Origin of the sequence: Gracilimonas qinghaiensis (assembly GCF_046602855.1) — a bacterium.
Lineage (GTDB): Bacteria > Bacteroidota > Rhodothermia > Balneolales > Balneolaceae > Gracilimonas.
Window position 1 is genome coordinate 43,827 of record NZ_JBKINJ010000002.1, and the last position, 16,589, is coordinate 60,415.

A 16,589-nucleotide genomic window follows, 5' to 3' on the forward strand; every position below is an offset into this window, starting at 1 on the left:
GGTGCTATGTCCCTAAAGATTTTTTCACTATGTTTGGTGCAAATTAAATTCATGGATACGTGGAAATTTTAGGAATAGACATTGGAAGTTATGGTATAAAAGGCGCGATCGTCGATACTGAAAAAGGTGAGATCGTATCTAAAAAGAGAACGACTGATAAAATTGAGGATACCCGTCCTCACAAGCTGATCTCAAAACTGCATAAGGTAGTCAAGAAATTTGACTGGGATGGCCCAATTGGTTGCGCCTTCCCAGCTGCCACAAGTAAAGGTATTGTCCTATCTACCACGCGAATGGATCAGGGTTGGGTAGATGCTGATGCGGACCATCTTTTTTCCGAGATTACCGGTTGCAACGTAAGTGTTATTAACGATACTGATGCAACCGGCCTGGCTGAAATGAAATTCGGAGTAGGAAAAGGTCAGCGGGGTACTATAATCGTACTGACTGTTGGTACCGGAATTGGATCTTCAATTTTTGTGGATGGCATTCTTGTTCCAAACACTGAACTAGGTCAGATCGAAATCAAGGGGATCAGCATTGAGGAACGGGCTTCAAACAAAGTTAGAAAAGAAGAAGGTATCCGAAAGAAAACCTGGGGAAAACGTCTTCAATTGGTTCTGGAACATTACGAGCACCTGTTTCATCCCGATCTTTTTATTCTTGGCGGTCAACTTAGTAAGAAGGCAGACAAGACTTTTCCATACATCAAGATCAAGACGAAATTCAAAGGAGCAAGCCTGCTTAATAACGCCAGCATTGTCGGAGCAGCTTACTACGCCGCTTCAGTGCAGATCCAGAATAAAGAGTTTTACCGCTGATCACTGGTTTGAGTGGAGAGCGATCCTGTTCCCCTCACTATCGATGATAACTGCCATATAGCCGTTATCCTCGGTGATCAATCTTTTAGGTGTCGAGATCTTTCCACCTGCTTTCTCAACCTTATCTAAAACTTCGCCTAAATCTGGATTTGCATTCAAATAAAGCAACGACCCAAATTTCTCACTTGGCCTATATAATTTTTCTTTTTGGATCAAGGCGCCGCCAACCGTACCACTTTCTGCCGGAAAAAGTGCCATTTGTAATCCATCTCCTATATCCAGATCAAACATTTCAAAGCCAAAGATCGTCTCATAAAATAACTTTGCACGGTCAATATCAATTGCCGGTATTTCGAACCAGTTTATTGCATTTTTCATTAATCAGTTTTTTAGTGTAAAATTTTTTAAAGCATGTTTGAATCAGACGCGCAGTTTACCCAAGAGCAGGTTAAGCTCCTCAGCTTCATCTTCTAAGAGATTTTCAAACCTTTCATCGAGTTCCTCCATCCTATCCTCTATCTGAGCAAGTAACCGAAGCCCCTCGTACTTTATAAACACCTGAACCAATCTCCCATCTTCAGGGTCCTTTCTTTTTCTAACCAGGTCTTTCTCTATAAGTCTGTCCACTAAGCGGGAAGTGTCTGATTTTTTGTCAACCATCAGTTTCTGAATCTCTTTGGTAGACAGAGGCTCATTATTTGCGGCCTTTAAGACCTGAAGTATTGATAACTGCTGACGGGTCACATCAAATTCATTGAGGAAATCCCTGACCTGATTTCGAAGCCATACTTCAGTCTCCCTGATATTATCTCGCAAACTCTGCCAGACAGATAAATCCGTAGCCTGATGGGAATTCGTACTCATAACATACCTTATTTTCAGATGATATTATTTTCGCCAAATATAATGTACAAACATCAATGTTCAAACTGATATAGTAAAATGTCCTTTAAATTGACGACAAGGTGTAATAGACCTTTAGAGTTAGTCATTTTATGATCCTTCTCAGGCAGAGGAATATCTTTTAAGTGATTCTTTTGTTCAAAAAAAGTTTACCACTTTTCGATAAAAATAAATACCCTTTTCAGTTTATTCAGCCTACGCATTTTACACATCGGGTAGTATGTGGCATATATTCTAAGCGGCCAAAAGGAATTTCATCTCCGCACTTAGTACACATACCAAAATTATCATCCTTTGAGTTTTCAAGAGCTTTCTCCAGTTTATTTAACTGTTTTTCTTTATCTCTCAGTGCCGATTCGTTAATGGATTTATTATTTATAGCATCCATTCTTGAAATGCGCCCTATGGATGCATCCAAAGGTATAGGTTTTACAAGCTCTTTAAGTTCTATAATTTCCTCTTTTGTTTCCTCAATACGGGAAGCAATGATCTCAACCAACTTTTTCTTCTCTTTCTTATTCATGGCAAAAGGTAACGATGAGCTGATTTACTGCCAAATAGTTAATTATTAACAAAAAAACGGTCAACTAGCTGTCTTGCTGAAGAGTTGCTCAATTTGTCCCTCAAGTTTTTTAGCCTGGGCAGAGGTTTTATGAGGATTCCAATTATCATCAAACGATGACTTAAATAGTAACTCTTTCAGGTAAGCTGCTGTTCGGATAAACCGTATATAATAACCTGTATAGATAACCATTCCGGGAAGATAGGCCAGGTATTGGAGTTTTTGCTTCCAATCCCTCGATAATATCAATACTACCAAATATTGCAGAAACTTTGAGGTACTGTACAGCATCAACCCTGCAACAAGTACATAAAAGATCTCCTGGTTAAAGTTCACTATGATATCGATCATGTACACATACCAGAAAAAATTCAATATAAAATTGAAGAAGATATTGTCAGCAACTGTAAGGAAGTTTCTGATATTGAACGTATCAAATGCCTTAAACAAATTATTATGCTTTCTAAGTCTAAACCGGACCAAAGACCGACTCCACCTTGTACGCTGTTTGGCCAAGCTGATAAAGTCTTCGGGTACAGTCGTGTAGATGGTAGCTTTTGGCTCAAAATGAACTTTATAACCTAGCTTTCTGATCTTGATGGTTATATCGCCATCCAATCCGGGACCTATATCCCAACCGTAAACTTTATCTAAAGCCTCCTTCCTGAAAGCACCAAATGCCCCGGATACAATCCTCAAAATACCAAGAGAAGAGGTTACCATTCGACCTACCATGATAAAGATATTATACTCTATTTGCTGAAATGTGGTACACAGATTAACATCCGGATTGCGAACTTCCAGGTTACCACCCACTGCTCCGACCTTGGAATCCATATAAAAAGGGATCATGATCTCCTCAATAGCATCGTATTGCAGGCTACTATCTGCATCAAGATGTACGACGAATTCACCGGTTGCGTAACGAAATGCTGTGTTTGCTGCAGAGGCTTTTCCCCCGCGTTCAAAATGAGAAATGAATTTATCTATTCGCCCATGTTTTTCAAGATGCCTCCCGATAAGTGTTGATTGATCATCAGAGCCATCATCTACAATAATGATCTCAAAATTTCTATAAGTTTGTTCTTCGAGGGATTCTACCAATCGCTCAAAGTTTTCGCCTTCATTCTTTCCGGGCACAATGACTGAAATAAAAGGTTTGGCTGATAGAAATTCTTCACGTGCCTCCTGATAATCCCTCTCTGCAAAATTACCTTTCACCCAATACACAATAAGCATGGCAAAATCCATCAAAATGAACCGTGGAAATTCAAACAGAAAAAAGAACCAGAAGACTCGGAAAAATCCACTGAGTCCCTCCATACTCCAAAATGTAACAAAATCGACCATATTGGTTATTCCGGATCGTTAAATGAAGACATTAGTTGTCTTAGATGAAATTGCGGTTCTTTATCTTCTTCAATCAGCATCAGCGCTTCTTCAAAAGAGACTTCAAAACCATCAAAATTATCTTTTATTAGCTCTTTCAATCTGGCCTTGTATTTACTCACCAGGTTTTGGGATTCCTCCAGACCTTTTTCAGTAAACAGGAATAATGTTGTGATACGATCTTTAAAGATAACTGCATCTGAAGAGTGTAGCTCATTGTTTAAGAGCTCAAATAATTCGATGATCAGGTCTTTTTGTCCGTCCTCCCCAATTCCCTGATACAGATCTGTCAGGTTCGACATTTGCAGGGCTGCAACGGTGCTATCAAAATTAGCAACCCTCTTACGACCGATCTCATTTTTTAGCAATCTGATAAAATACTCATCATTGATGATGTCGCTCAATTCATCAAAGCCTTTCAGGTTTATGTTATATTTGCCTGTTGCAGCATCCCTGCCAAGTTTGGTCAGTTTATATCTTTTGATCTTTCTTTTTACCAACCTTTCTACCCGAGTATCCGATCCGCAATCATGACATTTTGCTTTAATGTGGGGGTCCTGAAATTCATGGTCACATTGATAACAGGTATACATCACTGAAGGTTTGTCATAATCAACCCCAATGTGCTTCAAGATGCGTTTACATTTCGGACACTCCATGATCTCTGAAGATTCAGATTTAACGAAATCTGAAACAGGACCTACATACGCACATGGGAAGTGATGCACCAGATCCTCGATCTGAAGATGCGAAGACTGACATTTCGGACACGATTCCCGAAAGTGAAGCAGGCTGTTATAACAGTTATTACAAGAATATATATAATCAACGAAATCACCGTTTACTAAACCTTCTTTTTCAGCAGACTCCAGGATATCCAGTGCTGTATGCTCATTTTCGTAATCCAGATTAATGGTCAAAAGAGGATATGTATACCCTAATTTTGCAGTTCGGCTGGGAATAGGAACTATATCTTTATTACGACTATAGGCAAGTTGAAGAGCTTTACGTAACAATATATTTTCAGTTGAGGTTGCCTGACCTTCACTTCTTAAACGTTCTATAGCCCGTGTAACGGATTTTCTGAAACGAATGGCTGAAAAAGGTTTAAGCAGATAATCGGTAATCCCGTACTCAAAGGCCTGGAGGGCATAATCCTCGTCACCGGTCATCAAGATGATCTGAAGATTTTCCTTGATCTCTATTTCGTCCAAAAATTCAAAACCGCTCATATCCGGCATATGAATATCTAAAAAAAGCATATCGATATCATAGCGGTTATACATCTCAATGGCTTCGGATCCGTTACTTGCCAACCCAACCGGATTAAGTCTGCGATCGGCTTTTTGTACCATATGATAAGCCACTTTCTGGAAAGCGGCATCGTCTTCAACTATCAAACAATTTATTTTCTTCATAGATCATTCTGCCTGTATATGCTATGCTCTTCTTAGATTCTTTTTTGAATGATGTCGGTTGTCTCAGCAATCGCATTCAAGTTATTCAGCCGTTCCAGTGTGCCATCTACCATTTCTGACAGGTCCTCGTTATGAGCTCCATAACTTTTATATAAAAAGAGTGGAGTCAGATACACTTGCTCTTCATCATGGGAGCGAATAGTCTTGATTAACTCCAGGGTAAATGTATGCCGGGTATACTCAATAATGAGTCCGGAATAATCTTTGATCAGTTCCAGCCGGACAGGCTCCTGATCACTGATCTTTAGAAATTTAAGATCGCCAACTTCAAAAACCCGTTTATCTTCTAATCCTTCGTTGTCTTCGTCTATAAAATAATCATCTATTGCCATCAGAATATTGCTTTTTTTACAGTTACACCCATTTTGTTGTATGATTTCCACCGATCGAGCTCAAGTGGATCCTCCGGTTTCAATTCAGCTACAATTTGAACACTGAACTCAAGCTCACTTTGACTGCCCGTTGGCCTGTCAATAAGGGCCTCCGCTGCATAGATATCTGTGATCACTCCTTTGCTTTTATCACCATTATCGAATGTGACGTTCATCTCGTCGCCAATGCTTAGGTATCTGCCACTCTTCTGCTGAAATATAGCTTTGATCCTTAACTGCGACTGCTCTGATAGTATGGAAAGGACACGTTCAGATTTTAATCCGATCTCCGACGGACTTTTTAAAACCGTAGTAACAATTCCGGGAACCGGTGCCGTGTAAATATGTTGCATACTTTCAGCACCTATCGAAATTTCTGACCCGTCATCACCATATGGGCTGGCTATCATAGTCTGCAATCTTCCTCTTCTGTTCTCAAGCTGATCAATTTGCTCATTAATCAGAGACAGATCTCCTTTTTCATTCATGATCTTGTCTTCAACTGACTTCATCTCGGAAACTGTGGAAACGCCCAACCTTACTTCACGTTTGATCTGAGATAATCTGCCAGCAAAATATTCCAGTTGCTGAAGAGACCTTTCAGCTTCAATATTTTTAATACGCAACTCACTTTGAACGTCTTCCAATTCTTTAGACGCATCAGTCAATCTCTTTCTCAGAGTCTCGAGACTATCCATGGATTGCTGCCATTCTATAAAAGTAAACCGAAACAGCGTATCAGATTTTTGGACGGTATCACCCGGTTCCACATAAAATTGTTGAAATCGTATATCACTTGGAGAAACCACTTGAAGTTCGTTCGTCACAACTCTGCCATCACCAATAACAAAGAAATTTCTATTGATAAGGTAATAACTGATAAATATCAAAATCACCGAAAGTAGTGTAAGGTAAATGACACGATCCCAGTTTGTTTTCTGTGTTGTTTCCTTTTCCCGGGTCCCCCTGATCGTCGATTTATTGCTATTGAATTGTCCGCTCTGCATTTTACTCTATCTAGTCTAATTATCTTTTAATTGCTTCCATGATTCATAATCATGTATAAAAAAGTCGCCGGCGCCAAAACCCTCTTTAATATCTTCCATAAGTTTCTCCATTGCAGAAACTGATTCAAAGTCGCCTGTTCTCAATGCAAGGGCTGTTCCAAGTGGCGCCTCCATAATTGCCTTACCATATCTTTGGCTGTAGTCCTTGAAGTCATTACTGCCATAGGTCATCAGTACAAGCTTATCGACCTGACTTTCCAGTTCGTTGTAAATTGATCTGTAATCGGCAGTTATAGAAATACTTAGTTTAAGCCCCTTCTGCCCGCTCCACTCACGCACCTGAGTGATCATATCCAAAAATGCCTGAAGATATTCCTCTGAATTTTCTTCCCAATCATCCAGAGTATGAGGTTCTACATCCAAATGAATACCCGTGGCCCCAATAGAATCTGCAACAACAATGTGCTCACTCAGTTTTTGATATCTGTCCTTAAAGATCAGATTCGGATCTCCAATCGTGAGATGGACTTCTAAGTTTTTTGATCCTGTCTTGATTATATCCTGAATTGGTCCCAATTCTTCTTTTCCCGGCCCTGCAGATACATATATCGTTTTAATGCCTTCATTCTCCAACACCCTCATCAAAGTTTCAGAAGATGTGTTTTGAAAAATATCAGACCACATGTAAAACCCATAGTCAGGACTACTCATGTAAAGAGAGTTATTTATTTCGAACGGCACCAGGTAAGTTGAAAGTGAATGATCAGGTATCAAAGATTGAATCTCAAAAAAACGTAAATATAATTCTTCTTTCACATCGAGGATTTGAATAGACAGGCTGTATAGTTCTGAGATAGCTGTAAGCAGCTCACTGGGACTATATAAATCAGAACCGATAGTCTTCTTGACCTGTTGCATTCTGATCTTATCCTGCTGCAACACTACATTTTGATGTACTTTGATATAGTTTTGAAGTGCTGCCTGATAAGCCCGATATCTTTCAAATAACCGGTTACTGATATCATTTTTTTCCTCTTCAAAGGCAAGTTTTTGGATTTTTATTTTTTGCTCATGAACACTTCTCTTAGCACTATTATTCAAGGGTATTGGAAGTGAAAGAGAAACACCTGCTGAAAAGAATTCCCTGCTACTGCTACTTTGAAAGTTACTCTGTGGGTTAGTACCTCCATATAGGTTATATCTCAGGTATGTTGATAATGATAATTCATTATAGAACTTATAATCCGTTCCTTGATTCAAAGAGGATAGCTCTTCATAAAACTTCAATCCCTCACTTCCCAACCTGTCCAGATCGATATTATAAACCGGATAGTCCTGAGATGTCAGGCCCGACTGTTCAGAATGGCCAATATATCTATTGACTCTTTTATAGTGTGAGATGGAGGATTCTGCTTTTACAAGTTTTGAGGTAATATCCAGCACCCTATCCAAGGTTACATAATTCTGTTCATAAAGAAAGGTTAAGGCATATTTTTGCTCTCCAAGAATATTGAGATATTTTTGGAGCTGATCTATTCTGAAACGATTAAAACCAGCTCTTAGCTGGTCAATTTTTGAATCAATAACATTCTGATGTGAAACTGCCAGAGCTCTTTTCTGTTCAATCTTGATCTCATTCTCAAGCTGGCCGATGGTACTCTTGTTATCGAAGAGACCGTTTTTTAATACATTCCACTCTACTCCAACCTGAGCTCTTCTTTGGTAAAAGATACCTTCAGCACCAAACACTCCCTGATCTAGATTTTGTAATAACCCCGCCTCCAGATCAACTCCATAATCCGAATACAGAACACCTTGCCTGCTTTTAAGCAAATCAATTTCAGCTTTTGACAGATCAGAATAGCTAAAAGACGAGTCATATAAAAAAGATGGAGTATCAGAAGATATTGAACTTTCAAATTCAGGGATCTCCATCAAATATAACATAGCCACAGAGTCGAGCCTTGCTGATAAACTATCAAGGTCTTCAATGTTCTGAGCTTTTACGGTATTACCCGCAATACCCGTCCCCAATACAAAAATAAATACTGCAAGCACTATTTTGCCCACAGTTTTTTCGTGTGAAACCAATTTTACCCTAACTATATTCACATTTACCTTAGCTGAAAAGCCTGATTATCATTTGTGACCCAGTAATTAATCAGTCTTTTAATAAAATGAATATATCTTTCTTAAGAATCAGATTTAATTAGATTTTTTTATGGCTTATCTGAAGCGTCATTATAAAGCAACAATGAGTTGCCATGTCTCACTTTTAACAATGTCACGCGTTGCATAAATAGCATCAAACATTTCATTAATATTAGTTCCGGGCATCACACTTTTAATGAGTTCGTTAGTAAAACCAAACTCGATATGGTTCATTTCTGTAAAATGATCTGCAGTGGCAAAATTATATGTATAATTCAGACCTCCGGGTTGCAACAAAGAGTATGTTCGCCAACTATGCATTTTACCCTCTTCGATCCTAGCTTCATGAATCGGCCGTGCCATGTCATTTTCCAGAGTCAAATACTCTGCTTCTTTACCTGGATTCACCATCATGTAATTCATGAGTACAAATTCACTTAGCTTTTTGTCTTTTCCATTATAAATTCCCGCCTCTGTTTTCCAAAGTTCCGAAAATTGATGGGTCATCAGTTTTTGAGTTCTCTTCAATAACCCTTTATGATTTTCCATAACCTGTTTTCCCAAGGCATCACTGACCTGAACCAATGTGTTTGGATCCTTATAGGTAGTAATGATCACATAGTTATACTCACCACCCTGGCCACCCGGATATATGACTCTGTAAAAATACCACCCTATCATTTTTTCAGAAGAGTGCTCCCGGGCATAAATTTCTTTCCACTCATCTTCGATCAACTTTTCGAATTCGGTATAATCTTCAGATTCAACCTTCAGATAATCGATGTTGAGATAAGTATTTTCTTCAGTTTGTGCAAATACAGTTATATTCAGGCACAGACATACCGTTATGATCAGTTTTACCGCATTCTTCATTTGTCCCTCCCAAAAAAATTGAATGTTTACAAATGTAAAAGTAACACATTCCGGCAGAAATACAAGTATTTCAGGTATTCATCCTGATATAATTCTGAAAAAGGCTTTATTTCACTTAATTATTCAACCCTTGCAAGCTTCTTCTTCTATCAGGGGTACGCTCTAGTTGTTTTTCATAGGCCTCATTCGCTTCAATAATTTTACCTACCTCAGATAAAACCTCACCCAACAATTCATAGGAAGGTTTTACTATCACCGGCGGGCCAAAATCGATGGGTAAATCAGCTTCAACTTCCGCTGTTTTTCTCAGCAGTGACAATCCTTCACTCAGCTTTCCCTCTTCCATCAATAGCAGTGCTTTGATCTGATCGGTTTGTATATTTCTCTCAACAGACCGCGGTGTTTGGGTCAAATTATCTAAAGCCTTTTTTGCCAGTGAGACTTTTCCTTGCTTTAAAGCAGCCAATGCGGAAGTATAGTAATAATTAACGGCTCCGCGAGTATTTGGATCAAATTTACCTGACCAAACTTCTGCGGCTTTCCAGTTTTCAGAATCTACAACATAATGACCTCTCATCACGGCAAAATGCCAAAGTTCGCTATTATTTGGTTTTCCCATAATACGTTCGTGGCATGCGTCTAACACCTCCTCAGCAGATTTTATATCTCCCTGCTGCAAATAACCATATTCCAGCCACCACGGATAGTGCCCACAAACAGTAGGTTGCTCATTCAATTCTTTCTGCCGATCAGTTTGAACGTCACGGGCTACGATATTTGCATCAATAACTCCATCCCACATGCCAAGGGCCAAAAAGATATGCGATGTCATATGCTGAGCATGAGCTGCTGAAGGAGCGATCTCTGAATACGCTTTGGCCATTGGCAAGCCAAGTGGAGCATGGACAGGGTCATCAAAAGAATGGATCAGGTAATGTGCAGCGCCGGGGTGTTCCGGATTTTCATTCCAAACATCAAACAATTCTGCTGCAGCTCGCATATAAATTGCATATTCACGTCCTTCATGAGCTGACCCTAGTATTGACAAACCATAAAAAGCCGTGATCTCATGATCATTAGGGTACTTTTCATGGAGACCTTTCATTGTTTCCATATAAAGTATGTCCCTTTCTTCTTTTGTGAGTCCCTTAGAATCAGCCGTATTTCCGTAAAGCACCTCAAGCGACATCAAAATATCTTTCTCCCTTTGAGTACATGCTTTAGATTGACGCTCTTTAACTGTTGCACCCAGTTCGTTTAGGACATCCATCGCTGCTTCTTTATCCTGTTGAAACCAAAGTGGGTGGTTATGGCTTTTCGCTTCCCCATAGTATGCCATGGCAAAATCAGGATCGATTTCTCTTGCTCGCTTAAAGGCCCTGGCCGCATCTGCATACTCAAAGTTATGAAGGAATTTCAGACCCTCCACAAAATCAGCCTGTGCAACAGCGGCCCCCGAATTCGAAAAATCGATCTTGCCCAGTAAGTTATCCTGAGCTTGCACTTCAATGACCGCAAAGGTCATTAAAATCGTCAAAAACAAAATTGATGGCAGATTTCTCATAATATTAAACCTAATTAAAATTATTCTCTTTATATCTATTTTTAGTCATAGTTGATTTAAAGATCGATCCTAATAACGCTGTACCTTGATAACTTCCATCATCTCTCCCTTGATCATTACGTGACTAAGGCTTCGCATATTAGTAATATCTTCAGATGGATCACTTTCCAGCAGGATCAAATCGGCCAGTTTATCACGCTCTAAAGTACCAAAATCATTTTGACGATTCATAGTCATCGCTCCATTTTTAGTAGCCATCACTATTAGGTCTTTAGGTGATATTCCTGCCTGCTGCATCATTTCCATCTCGTCGTATATGGATATGCCATGCAAGGTACCCGGATTACCCGCATCCGTTCCAACTACGATAGGCACGCCTGCTTCGTATAGTGTTTTCAGATTTTGCAACATGATATCTGTGGTCATATCTGTTTCAGGATCAAAATTCTGCAGGCGTTCTTTGAACTGATCACTCAATCTAGGGTGATCTTTGAATTGAGCTGCAGATGTGATCAGCTCCCGTGTTCTTTGGTCAACACAACCGTTGGGATCATTAATCGGAATAGGAGCGATATCTGCAGCCGCTCGGTAAGCCACAGTGTAACCGGCACCTACAATCAAGGTTGGATTATATATGGTTCCCTTTTCTTTCATCATTTCAACAAATTCGTCATCAATAAGTTGATCTGATACACTGTGAACAAGCAGCTTTGCTCCACTCTCCACAGCTGCTTTTGCCTGATCCAATGAGGTTGCATGCACGATCATCTGATTATCATGTTTTTCGATTTCATTAGCCGCGGCTTTCACACGATCCATATAATCCTCATCATCAGCACGCAGCATCCAGAATTTCACACCCGTACTGCCCAAAGCTGACATATACTGAACCATTTTCACTCCCGTTTCCTCAGAATCGAGTTGAACCAATACTCTGTCTGACGGCAGATCGAAGGGTGCCCCGGGAACGGGTGTCAATAGTGGTCCTGCTGCAGCAACATGTGGAGCCCTGGAATTCTCTTCGGCTTGCTCTTGCAATGCAACCGACCAACTCATTCCACCCACATCATACACACCGGTAATACCTGAACATAGATAGGTATCGTAGTAACGTTCCGGGTTTTGCTCTTGGTAAGCAGCTATTTCAGGGAATGGATAAGTGTCATTCAGATCCATGGCATCGGGGCGACTGTCAAAAAAACCGGTCTGGAAGAAATGCATATGGGCATCGATCAATCCCGGTGTTATAAATTTACCGGAGGCATCGATCACTTCGGTTCCCATTGGGATAGAACAATCACCCGCCTCTCCTATGCAATCGATCCTGTCATTTCGGATCAATACCTCACTGTTTTTGATCGGTTCACCCCCATTTCCGTCAAAAACAGTAGCTCCTTTTAAAACTGTATATTCAGTTTCATTTTGATTGGCTGAACAAGATATCAGAAGTGTTACAATTATAACAGAAAAGGAAAGGTTATGAGATAGCATTATGAAACAGATTTATTTAAGATATATATGAATAAAACTATTATCGCGTTCATATCAAACTTTGGAAGAAGACGTTATTAAAGAATTGGACTCGTATTCATACAATCTTCAGACTAATTGTTTAGATGATACTATGCTATGACTTTATTTATTTGAAAATTAAAAATACCCTTTAGGAGGTATAACTATGCAAATATCACATAAAAGATCCGCAATACTGACTATGATCCTTTCTTTGGGGCTCATGTTTTCAGTTATTGCACAAAACGGCCTTACGCCTGATGATATAGCCAAGATCAAGAATATAGGCTCTGTCTATATATCAGAGGATGGTAAAACTGCCGCCTATACATTGATGGTACCGGCCGATCCCATGAAAGAAAACAAACCTGCCAGTTCTCATCTTTATTTATTGGATATTGAATCTGAAGAAACACATCCATTTGTTACCGGTCGTAGCGTAAGCGGTGTTGCTTTCAGGCCAAATTACAACAGCATAACATTTCTGGATCGACAGGAAGGCGATGACACCCGTTCCATTTATGAGATCTCTTTGAACGGAGGTGAAGCCCAGAAACTCTATTCCTTTAAAACTAACATCTCAGGATACGAATGGGCCTCTGACGGCGAGCACATCATTTTCCGTGCGTCACAACCTAAGGAATCCTCAAAGTCTCCGCTCCCCTATTCTCCTGAGATCTACGAGGAAAACCTGACTGAAAGCTGGGCGTACATTCAAAATATTGCAATGCCAGGTCACATGCCGCACCGAATAGACATTAAGGGTCATGTTGCTTCAGCAACCTGGAGTCCGGATCAAACCAAGTTCGCTATTGCCGTCTCACCATCACCATTAGTGGATGATTTTTACATGGCTCAAAAAGTGTATGTAGTTGGTCACGAGACCCAAGAAATCATTTCTGAATTGGACCATGAAGGAAAATTAGGGGCAATAAAGTGGAGCCCAGATGGTAGCAAGATCGCAATGATCGCCGGGGCTAACATCAACGATCCTATCGACGGAAGACTAAAGATAGCTAATCCAGAAACCGGGAGAACTCGCATACTAAAAGAAAATTTTAAGGGTATGTTCGATCAGGTTGAATGGGCTGATAATAACACCCTGCATTACCTTGTAAGTAAAGGTGTATGGTCAGAATTTGGATCGATCAAAAGTAATGACAGTCAAATGGAAGTGATCATTCCAACAGGTGGGCCTATTTTGAAGGCATTTGCTTCCGCTTCAAACGGTACTCATGTTTTTGATGTAAGCACACCGGAACATCCGGATGAGCTTTATCTGATGAAGAAGGGAGAAAGTTCTCCAAAACGCATCACTAACATTAATCCATGGCTCACCGACAAGGAACTCGGTAAGCAGAAAGTTGTGAAATTTACCACCAAAGACGGCATGGAAATCGAAGGTTTACTTATCTATCCTTTAAATTATCAGGAAGGAAACCGATATCCTACCGTGACTGTGGTACATGGCGGACCTGAAGCACATTATGATAATGCATGGCTGACATCCTATTCCAGCACAGGGCAGCTGGGTGCAGCTGATGGATTTGCCGTGTTCTATCCAAACTATCGCGGAAGCACGGGCAGAGGCCTTGAATTTGCCATGAGCAGTCAGGGTGATCTTGCCGGGGCTGAGTTCGATGACATTGTGGTAGGTGTTGACTATCTGATCGAGCAAGGTATCACCGACAAGAATAAAGTAGGTGTAACCGGAGGCTCTTATGGTGGCTATGCCACAGCCTGGTTGAGCACTAAATACAGCGATCGTTTTGCAGCCGGCGTAATGTTTGTTGGTATAAGCAACAACCTATCAAAATGGGGAACCTCCGACATTCCTGAAGAACTTTATCATGTACATGCTCGAAAACGCATTTGGGATGATTATCAGGGATATCTTGAGCGTAGTCCTATCTATCATGTTGAAAACGCCGAAACTCCTCTGTTAATCATGCACGGTAAAGAGGATACACGGGTTGACCCGGGTCAATCTTATGAACTCTATCGGCACATCAAAACACGTACCGATACACCGGTTCGGTTGGTTTTATATCCCGGTGAAGGACACGGAAACCGAAACGCAACTGCACAATATGATTACAGCCTGCGCATGATGCGATGGTTTAATCAATACCTTAAAGGAGCCGATCAACAACGCCCGGATTCTGAACTTAAAATTGAAAACCTTTCTATTGATAACTGATATAAGATCAATGATCTGAATTAGCAAAGCCTGACCTCATTATAACGGGTCAGGCTTTTTTATGCTTAAGTTTTTTTCAGATGTGTGTAAATTTTACTTCAAATATTTACGAAATAATAGAATCCCATGACACAGGCGGCAATCACCTTTAATCCGGTAGCAGCCATAAAACCTGCAAAAGACCATAATGCTGATCTAAGTGCACGATCTGATTTTTGTCCGGCTATAAGTTCACCTACAAATGCCCCTGCCAGTGGACCTACCACAAATCCGATCGGTGGGAAGAACAGCCCGACAAGAAGCCCAATAACACTTCCGCTTATGCCATAGGGTGTTCCACCCGATCTTTTGGTTGCCCATGCCGGAAGTACGTTATCGAGCACAAAGCCGAAAACAATTACAACAATCAACCAACCGATCATGAAAGAAAGAGAAAAAGGACTGTGCAATAACTGAAGTATTAGTAAACCAACATAACTGAAAGGCAATCCCGGTGCCACCGGCAAAAAAGCACCAATTAATCCCACAAGGATAAAAACACTTCCTAATATGATCCAGAATAATTCCATGATCCTTACACGTTAGACTCATTATTATTGTTTCAAAGTAGGTGATTTAACTTTGAATTTCTTAATTGAGATCAATCCAAATACCGGCCCGGCCATTAGGATCAAAAATACCAAGGGCTCAAGATTTTCAACCCACATGATCGTCAAGACCTGAATACTGATAATAGTGATTGCAAAGCCTATACTATTAACCAGTGTCAATCCGGTAGCTACATAAGACCGGTCGGCCGATTTTGCTATCAGGGTTGAAAACTGTGGCGAATCTGAGACTACGCTTACTCCCCACACCACCAAGATCAGCAAAAAGAACCATGAAGGAAGGTCAAAAATAAACGGCGAGATCAAACAACAAATGCCAGATATCAGTAATGATACTGAAGCCACATGCTTACTCCCTTTTCTGAGTGAAATGTATCCGCCAATTATACAACTTACACTGCCGGCAGCTATGATCACAAAAGACCAGATCGGGATGTTTAGCTCCCCTGCCGACCCGGAGTTATAGTAGGCGAGCATCACGGGCACAAATGCCCAAAAAGTATACAACTCCCACATGTGACCAAAATACCCAAAAGCCGCCGACCGAAAATTTTTGTCTTTAAAAAGTTTGAACATAACCAAGGGTTTGAAATGCCCCTTGCTACCTCCGTAAGGTCCGTCTTTTACCGTCAGTAGCAGTAATAATCCGCCTGATGCACTTAATACTGAAGTGCTTATCATAACAAATCTCCAGGGAAGATCACCTCCGGAAAATTTCAAGAAATGAGGAAAGGCTGTTCCTAACACGAGGGCACCAACCAAGTAACCAAGGGCCTTCCCCAGGCCTTCTTTGTGCCAATCGGAAGCTATCTTCATTCCAACCGGATAGATCCCAGCCAAAAAGAATCCCGTCAGAAAACGTGCTGCTAACAAGGATGTATAACCTGATGCAAAGATCACAGTAAGATTGAACAAAGCTCCAAGTACAGAACAGGTAAAAAACACTTTGACCGGGGAGTATCTGTCTGCCACATTCAATGCAGCAAAAACAAGCGTTCCGATGATAAAACCGGCCTGAACTGCCATCGTAATATGACCTATGGCAGACAGATCCAAAGATAGTTCAAGTATCAGTTCCGGAATAACTGCATTTCCGGCAAACCATAACGAGGTCCCAGCAAATTGCGAAAAAACAATCATTGGTAAAATA

General features: G+C 40.5%; 15 protein-coding genes. 2 read left to right on the plus strand and 13 right to left on the minus strand.

The window, feature by feature from the left end; genetic code table 11:
* The first annotated feature begins 59 nt into the window (after positions 1-59).
* Entirely contained in the window at positions 60-821 is a 762-nt protein-coding gene (gene ppgK / locus ACKGJO_RS10145) for a polyphosphate--glucose phosphotransferase (RefSeq protein ID WP_411323326.1), read from the plus strand.
* Here the strand turns inward: ppgK and ACKGJO_RS10150 are convergent, their stop codons facing one another.
* The 11 genes from ACKGJO_RS10150 to ACKGJO_RS10200 all read right to left on the minus strand — a co-directional run bounded on the left by ACKGJO_RS10150 (position 822) and on the right by ACKGJO_RS10200 (position 12,610).
* Positions 822-1,199: a VOC family protein gene (locus ACKGJO_RS10150; RefSeq protein WP_411323327.1), complete on the minus strand. Its 378-nt coding sequence runs from the start codon at positions 1,197-1,199 to the stop codon at positions 822-824.
* Between the two features lie 42 nt (positions 1,200-1,241).
* On the minus strand, positions 1,242-1,685 hold the full coding sequence (locus ACKGJO_RS10155; RefSeq protein ID WP_411323328.1) for a MarR family winged helix-turn-helix transcriptional regulator: 444 nt from the start codon (positions 1,683-1,685) through the stop codon (positions 1,242-1,244).
* Between the two features lie 229 nt (positions 1,686-1,914).
* The gene (locus ACKGJO_RS10160) at positions 1,915-2,247 is read right to left on the minus strand and encodes a TraR/DksA family transcriptional regulator (RefSeq protein ID WP_411323329.1); all 333 of its coding nucleotides are present in this window, start codon (positions 2,245-2,247) and stop codon (positions 1,915-1,917) included.
* A 60-nt stretch (positions 2,248-2,307) separates the two neighbouring features.
* Positions 2,308-3,636: a glycosyltransferase family 2 protein gene (locus ACKGJO_RS10165; protein ID WP_411323330.1), complete on the minus strand. Its 1,329-nt coding sequence runs from the start codon at positions 3,634-3,636 to the stop codon at positions 2,308-2,310.
* Positions 3,637-3,641: 5 nt separating this feature from the next.
* Positions 3,642-5,093: a TackOD1 domain-containing metal-binding protein gene (locus tag ACKGJO_RS10170; RefSeq protein ID WP_411323331.1), complete on the minus strand. Its 1,452-nt coding sequence runs from the start codon at positions 5,091-5,093 to the stop codon at positions 3,642-3,644.
* A gap of 32 nt (positions 5,094-5,125) precedes the next feature.
* Positions 5,126-5,485 carry a hypothetical protein gene (locus ACKGJO_RS10175; protein WP_411323332.1) on the minus strand — a complete coding sequence of 120 codons (360 nt, stop codon included), beginning with the start codon at positions 5,483-5,485 and terminating at the stop codon, positions 5,126-5,128.
* Entirely contained in the window at positions 5,485-6,531 is a 1,047-nt protein-coding gene (locus ACKGJO_RS10180; RefSeq protein ID WP_411323333.1) for an HlyD family secretion protein, read from the minus strand. Before ACKGJO_RS10180 ends, ACKGJO_RS10175 begins: the two co-directional genes overlap by 1 nt.
* A 15-nt stretch (positions 6,532-6,546) precedes the next feature.
* Positions 6,547-8,601: a TolC family protein gene (locus ACKGJO_RS10185; protein WP_411323334.1), complete on the minus strand. Its 2,055-nt coding sequence runs from the start codon at positions 8,599-8,601 to the stop codon at positions 6,547-6,549.
* 171 nt (positions 8,602-8,772) lie between these two features.
* On the minus strand, positions 8,773-9,555 hold the full coding sequence (locus ACKGJO_RS10190) for a hypothetical protein (protein WP_411323335.1): 783 nt from the start codon (positions 9,553-9,555) through the stop codon (positions 8,773-8,775).
* Positions 9,556-9,670: 115 nt separating this feature from the next.
* Positions 9,671-11,119 carry a tetratricopeptide repeat protein gene (locus tag ACKGJO_RS10195; RefSeq protein WP_411323336.1) on the minus strand — a complete coding sequence of 483 codons (1,449 nt, stop codon included), beginning with the start codon at positions 11,117-11,119 and terminating at the stop codon, positions 9,671-9,673.
* Positions 11,120-11,188: 69 nt separating this feature from the next.
* Complete coding sequence (locus tag ACKGJO_RS10200) at positions 11,189-12,610, minus strand: amidohydrolase family protein (RefSeq protein WP_411323337.1); 1,422 nt, start codon at positions 12,608-12,610, stop codon at positions 11,189-11,191.
* 187 nt (positions 12,611-12,797) lie between these two features.
* Here ACKGJO_RS10200 and ACKGJO_RS10205 point away from each other — a divergent pair, with 187 nt between their 5' ends.
* Positions 12,798-14,831: a S9 family peptidase gene (locus ACKGJO_RS10205; protein WP_411323338.1), complete on the plus strand. Its 2,034-nt coding sequence runs from the start codon at positions 12,798-12,800 to the stop codon at positions 14,829-14,831.
* A gap of 98 nt (positions 14,832-14,929) precedes the next feature.
* On the opposite strand, the gene ACKGJO_RS10210 is transcribed toward ACKGJO_RS10205, so the two are convergent.
* On the minus strand, positions 14,930-15,400 hold the full coding sequence (locus tag ACKGJO_RS10210; protein ID WP_411323339.1) for a DUF456 domain-containing protein: 471 nt from the start codon (positions 15,398-15,400) through the stop codon (positions 14,930-14,932).
* A 24-nt stretch (positions 15,401-15,424) separates the two neighbouring features.
* Positions 15,425-16,579 (minus strand): MFS transporter, encoded by a 1,155-nt coding sequence (locus tag ACKGJO_RS10215; RefSeq protein WP_411323340.1) that lies wholly within the window; start codon positions 16,577-16,579, stop codon positions 15,425-15,427.
* Between the last annotated feature and the right edge of the window lie 10 nt (positions 16,580-16,589).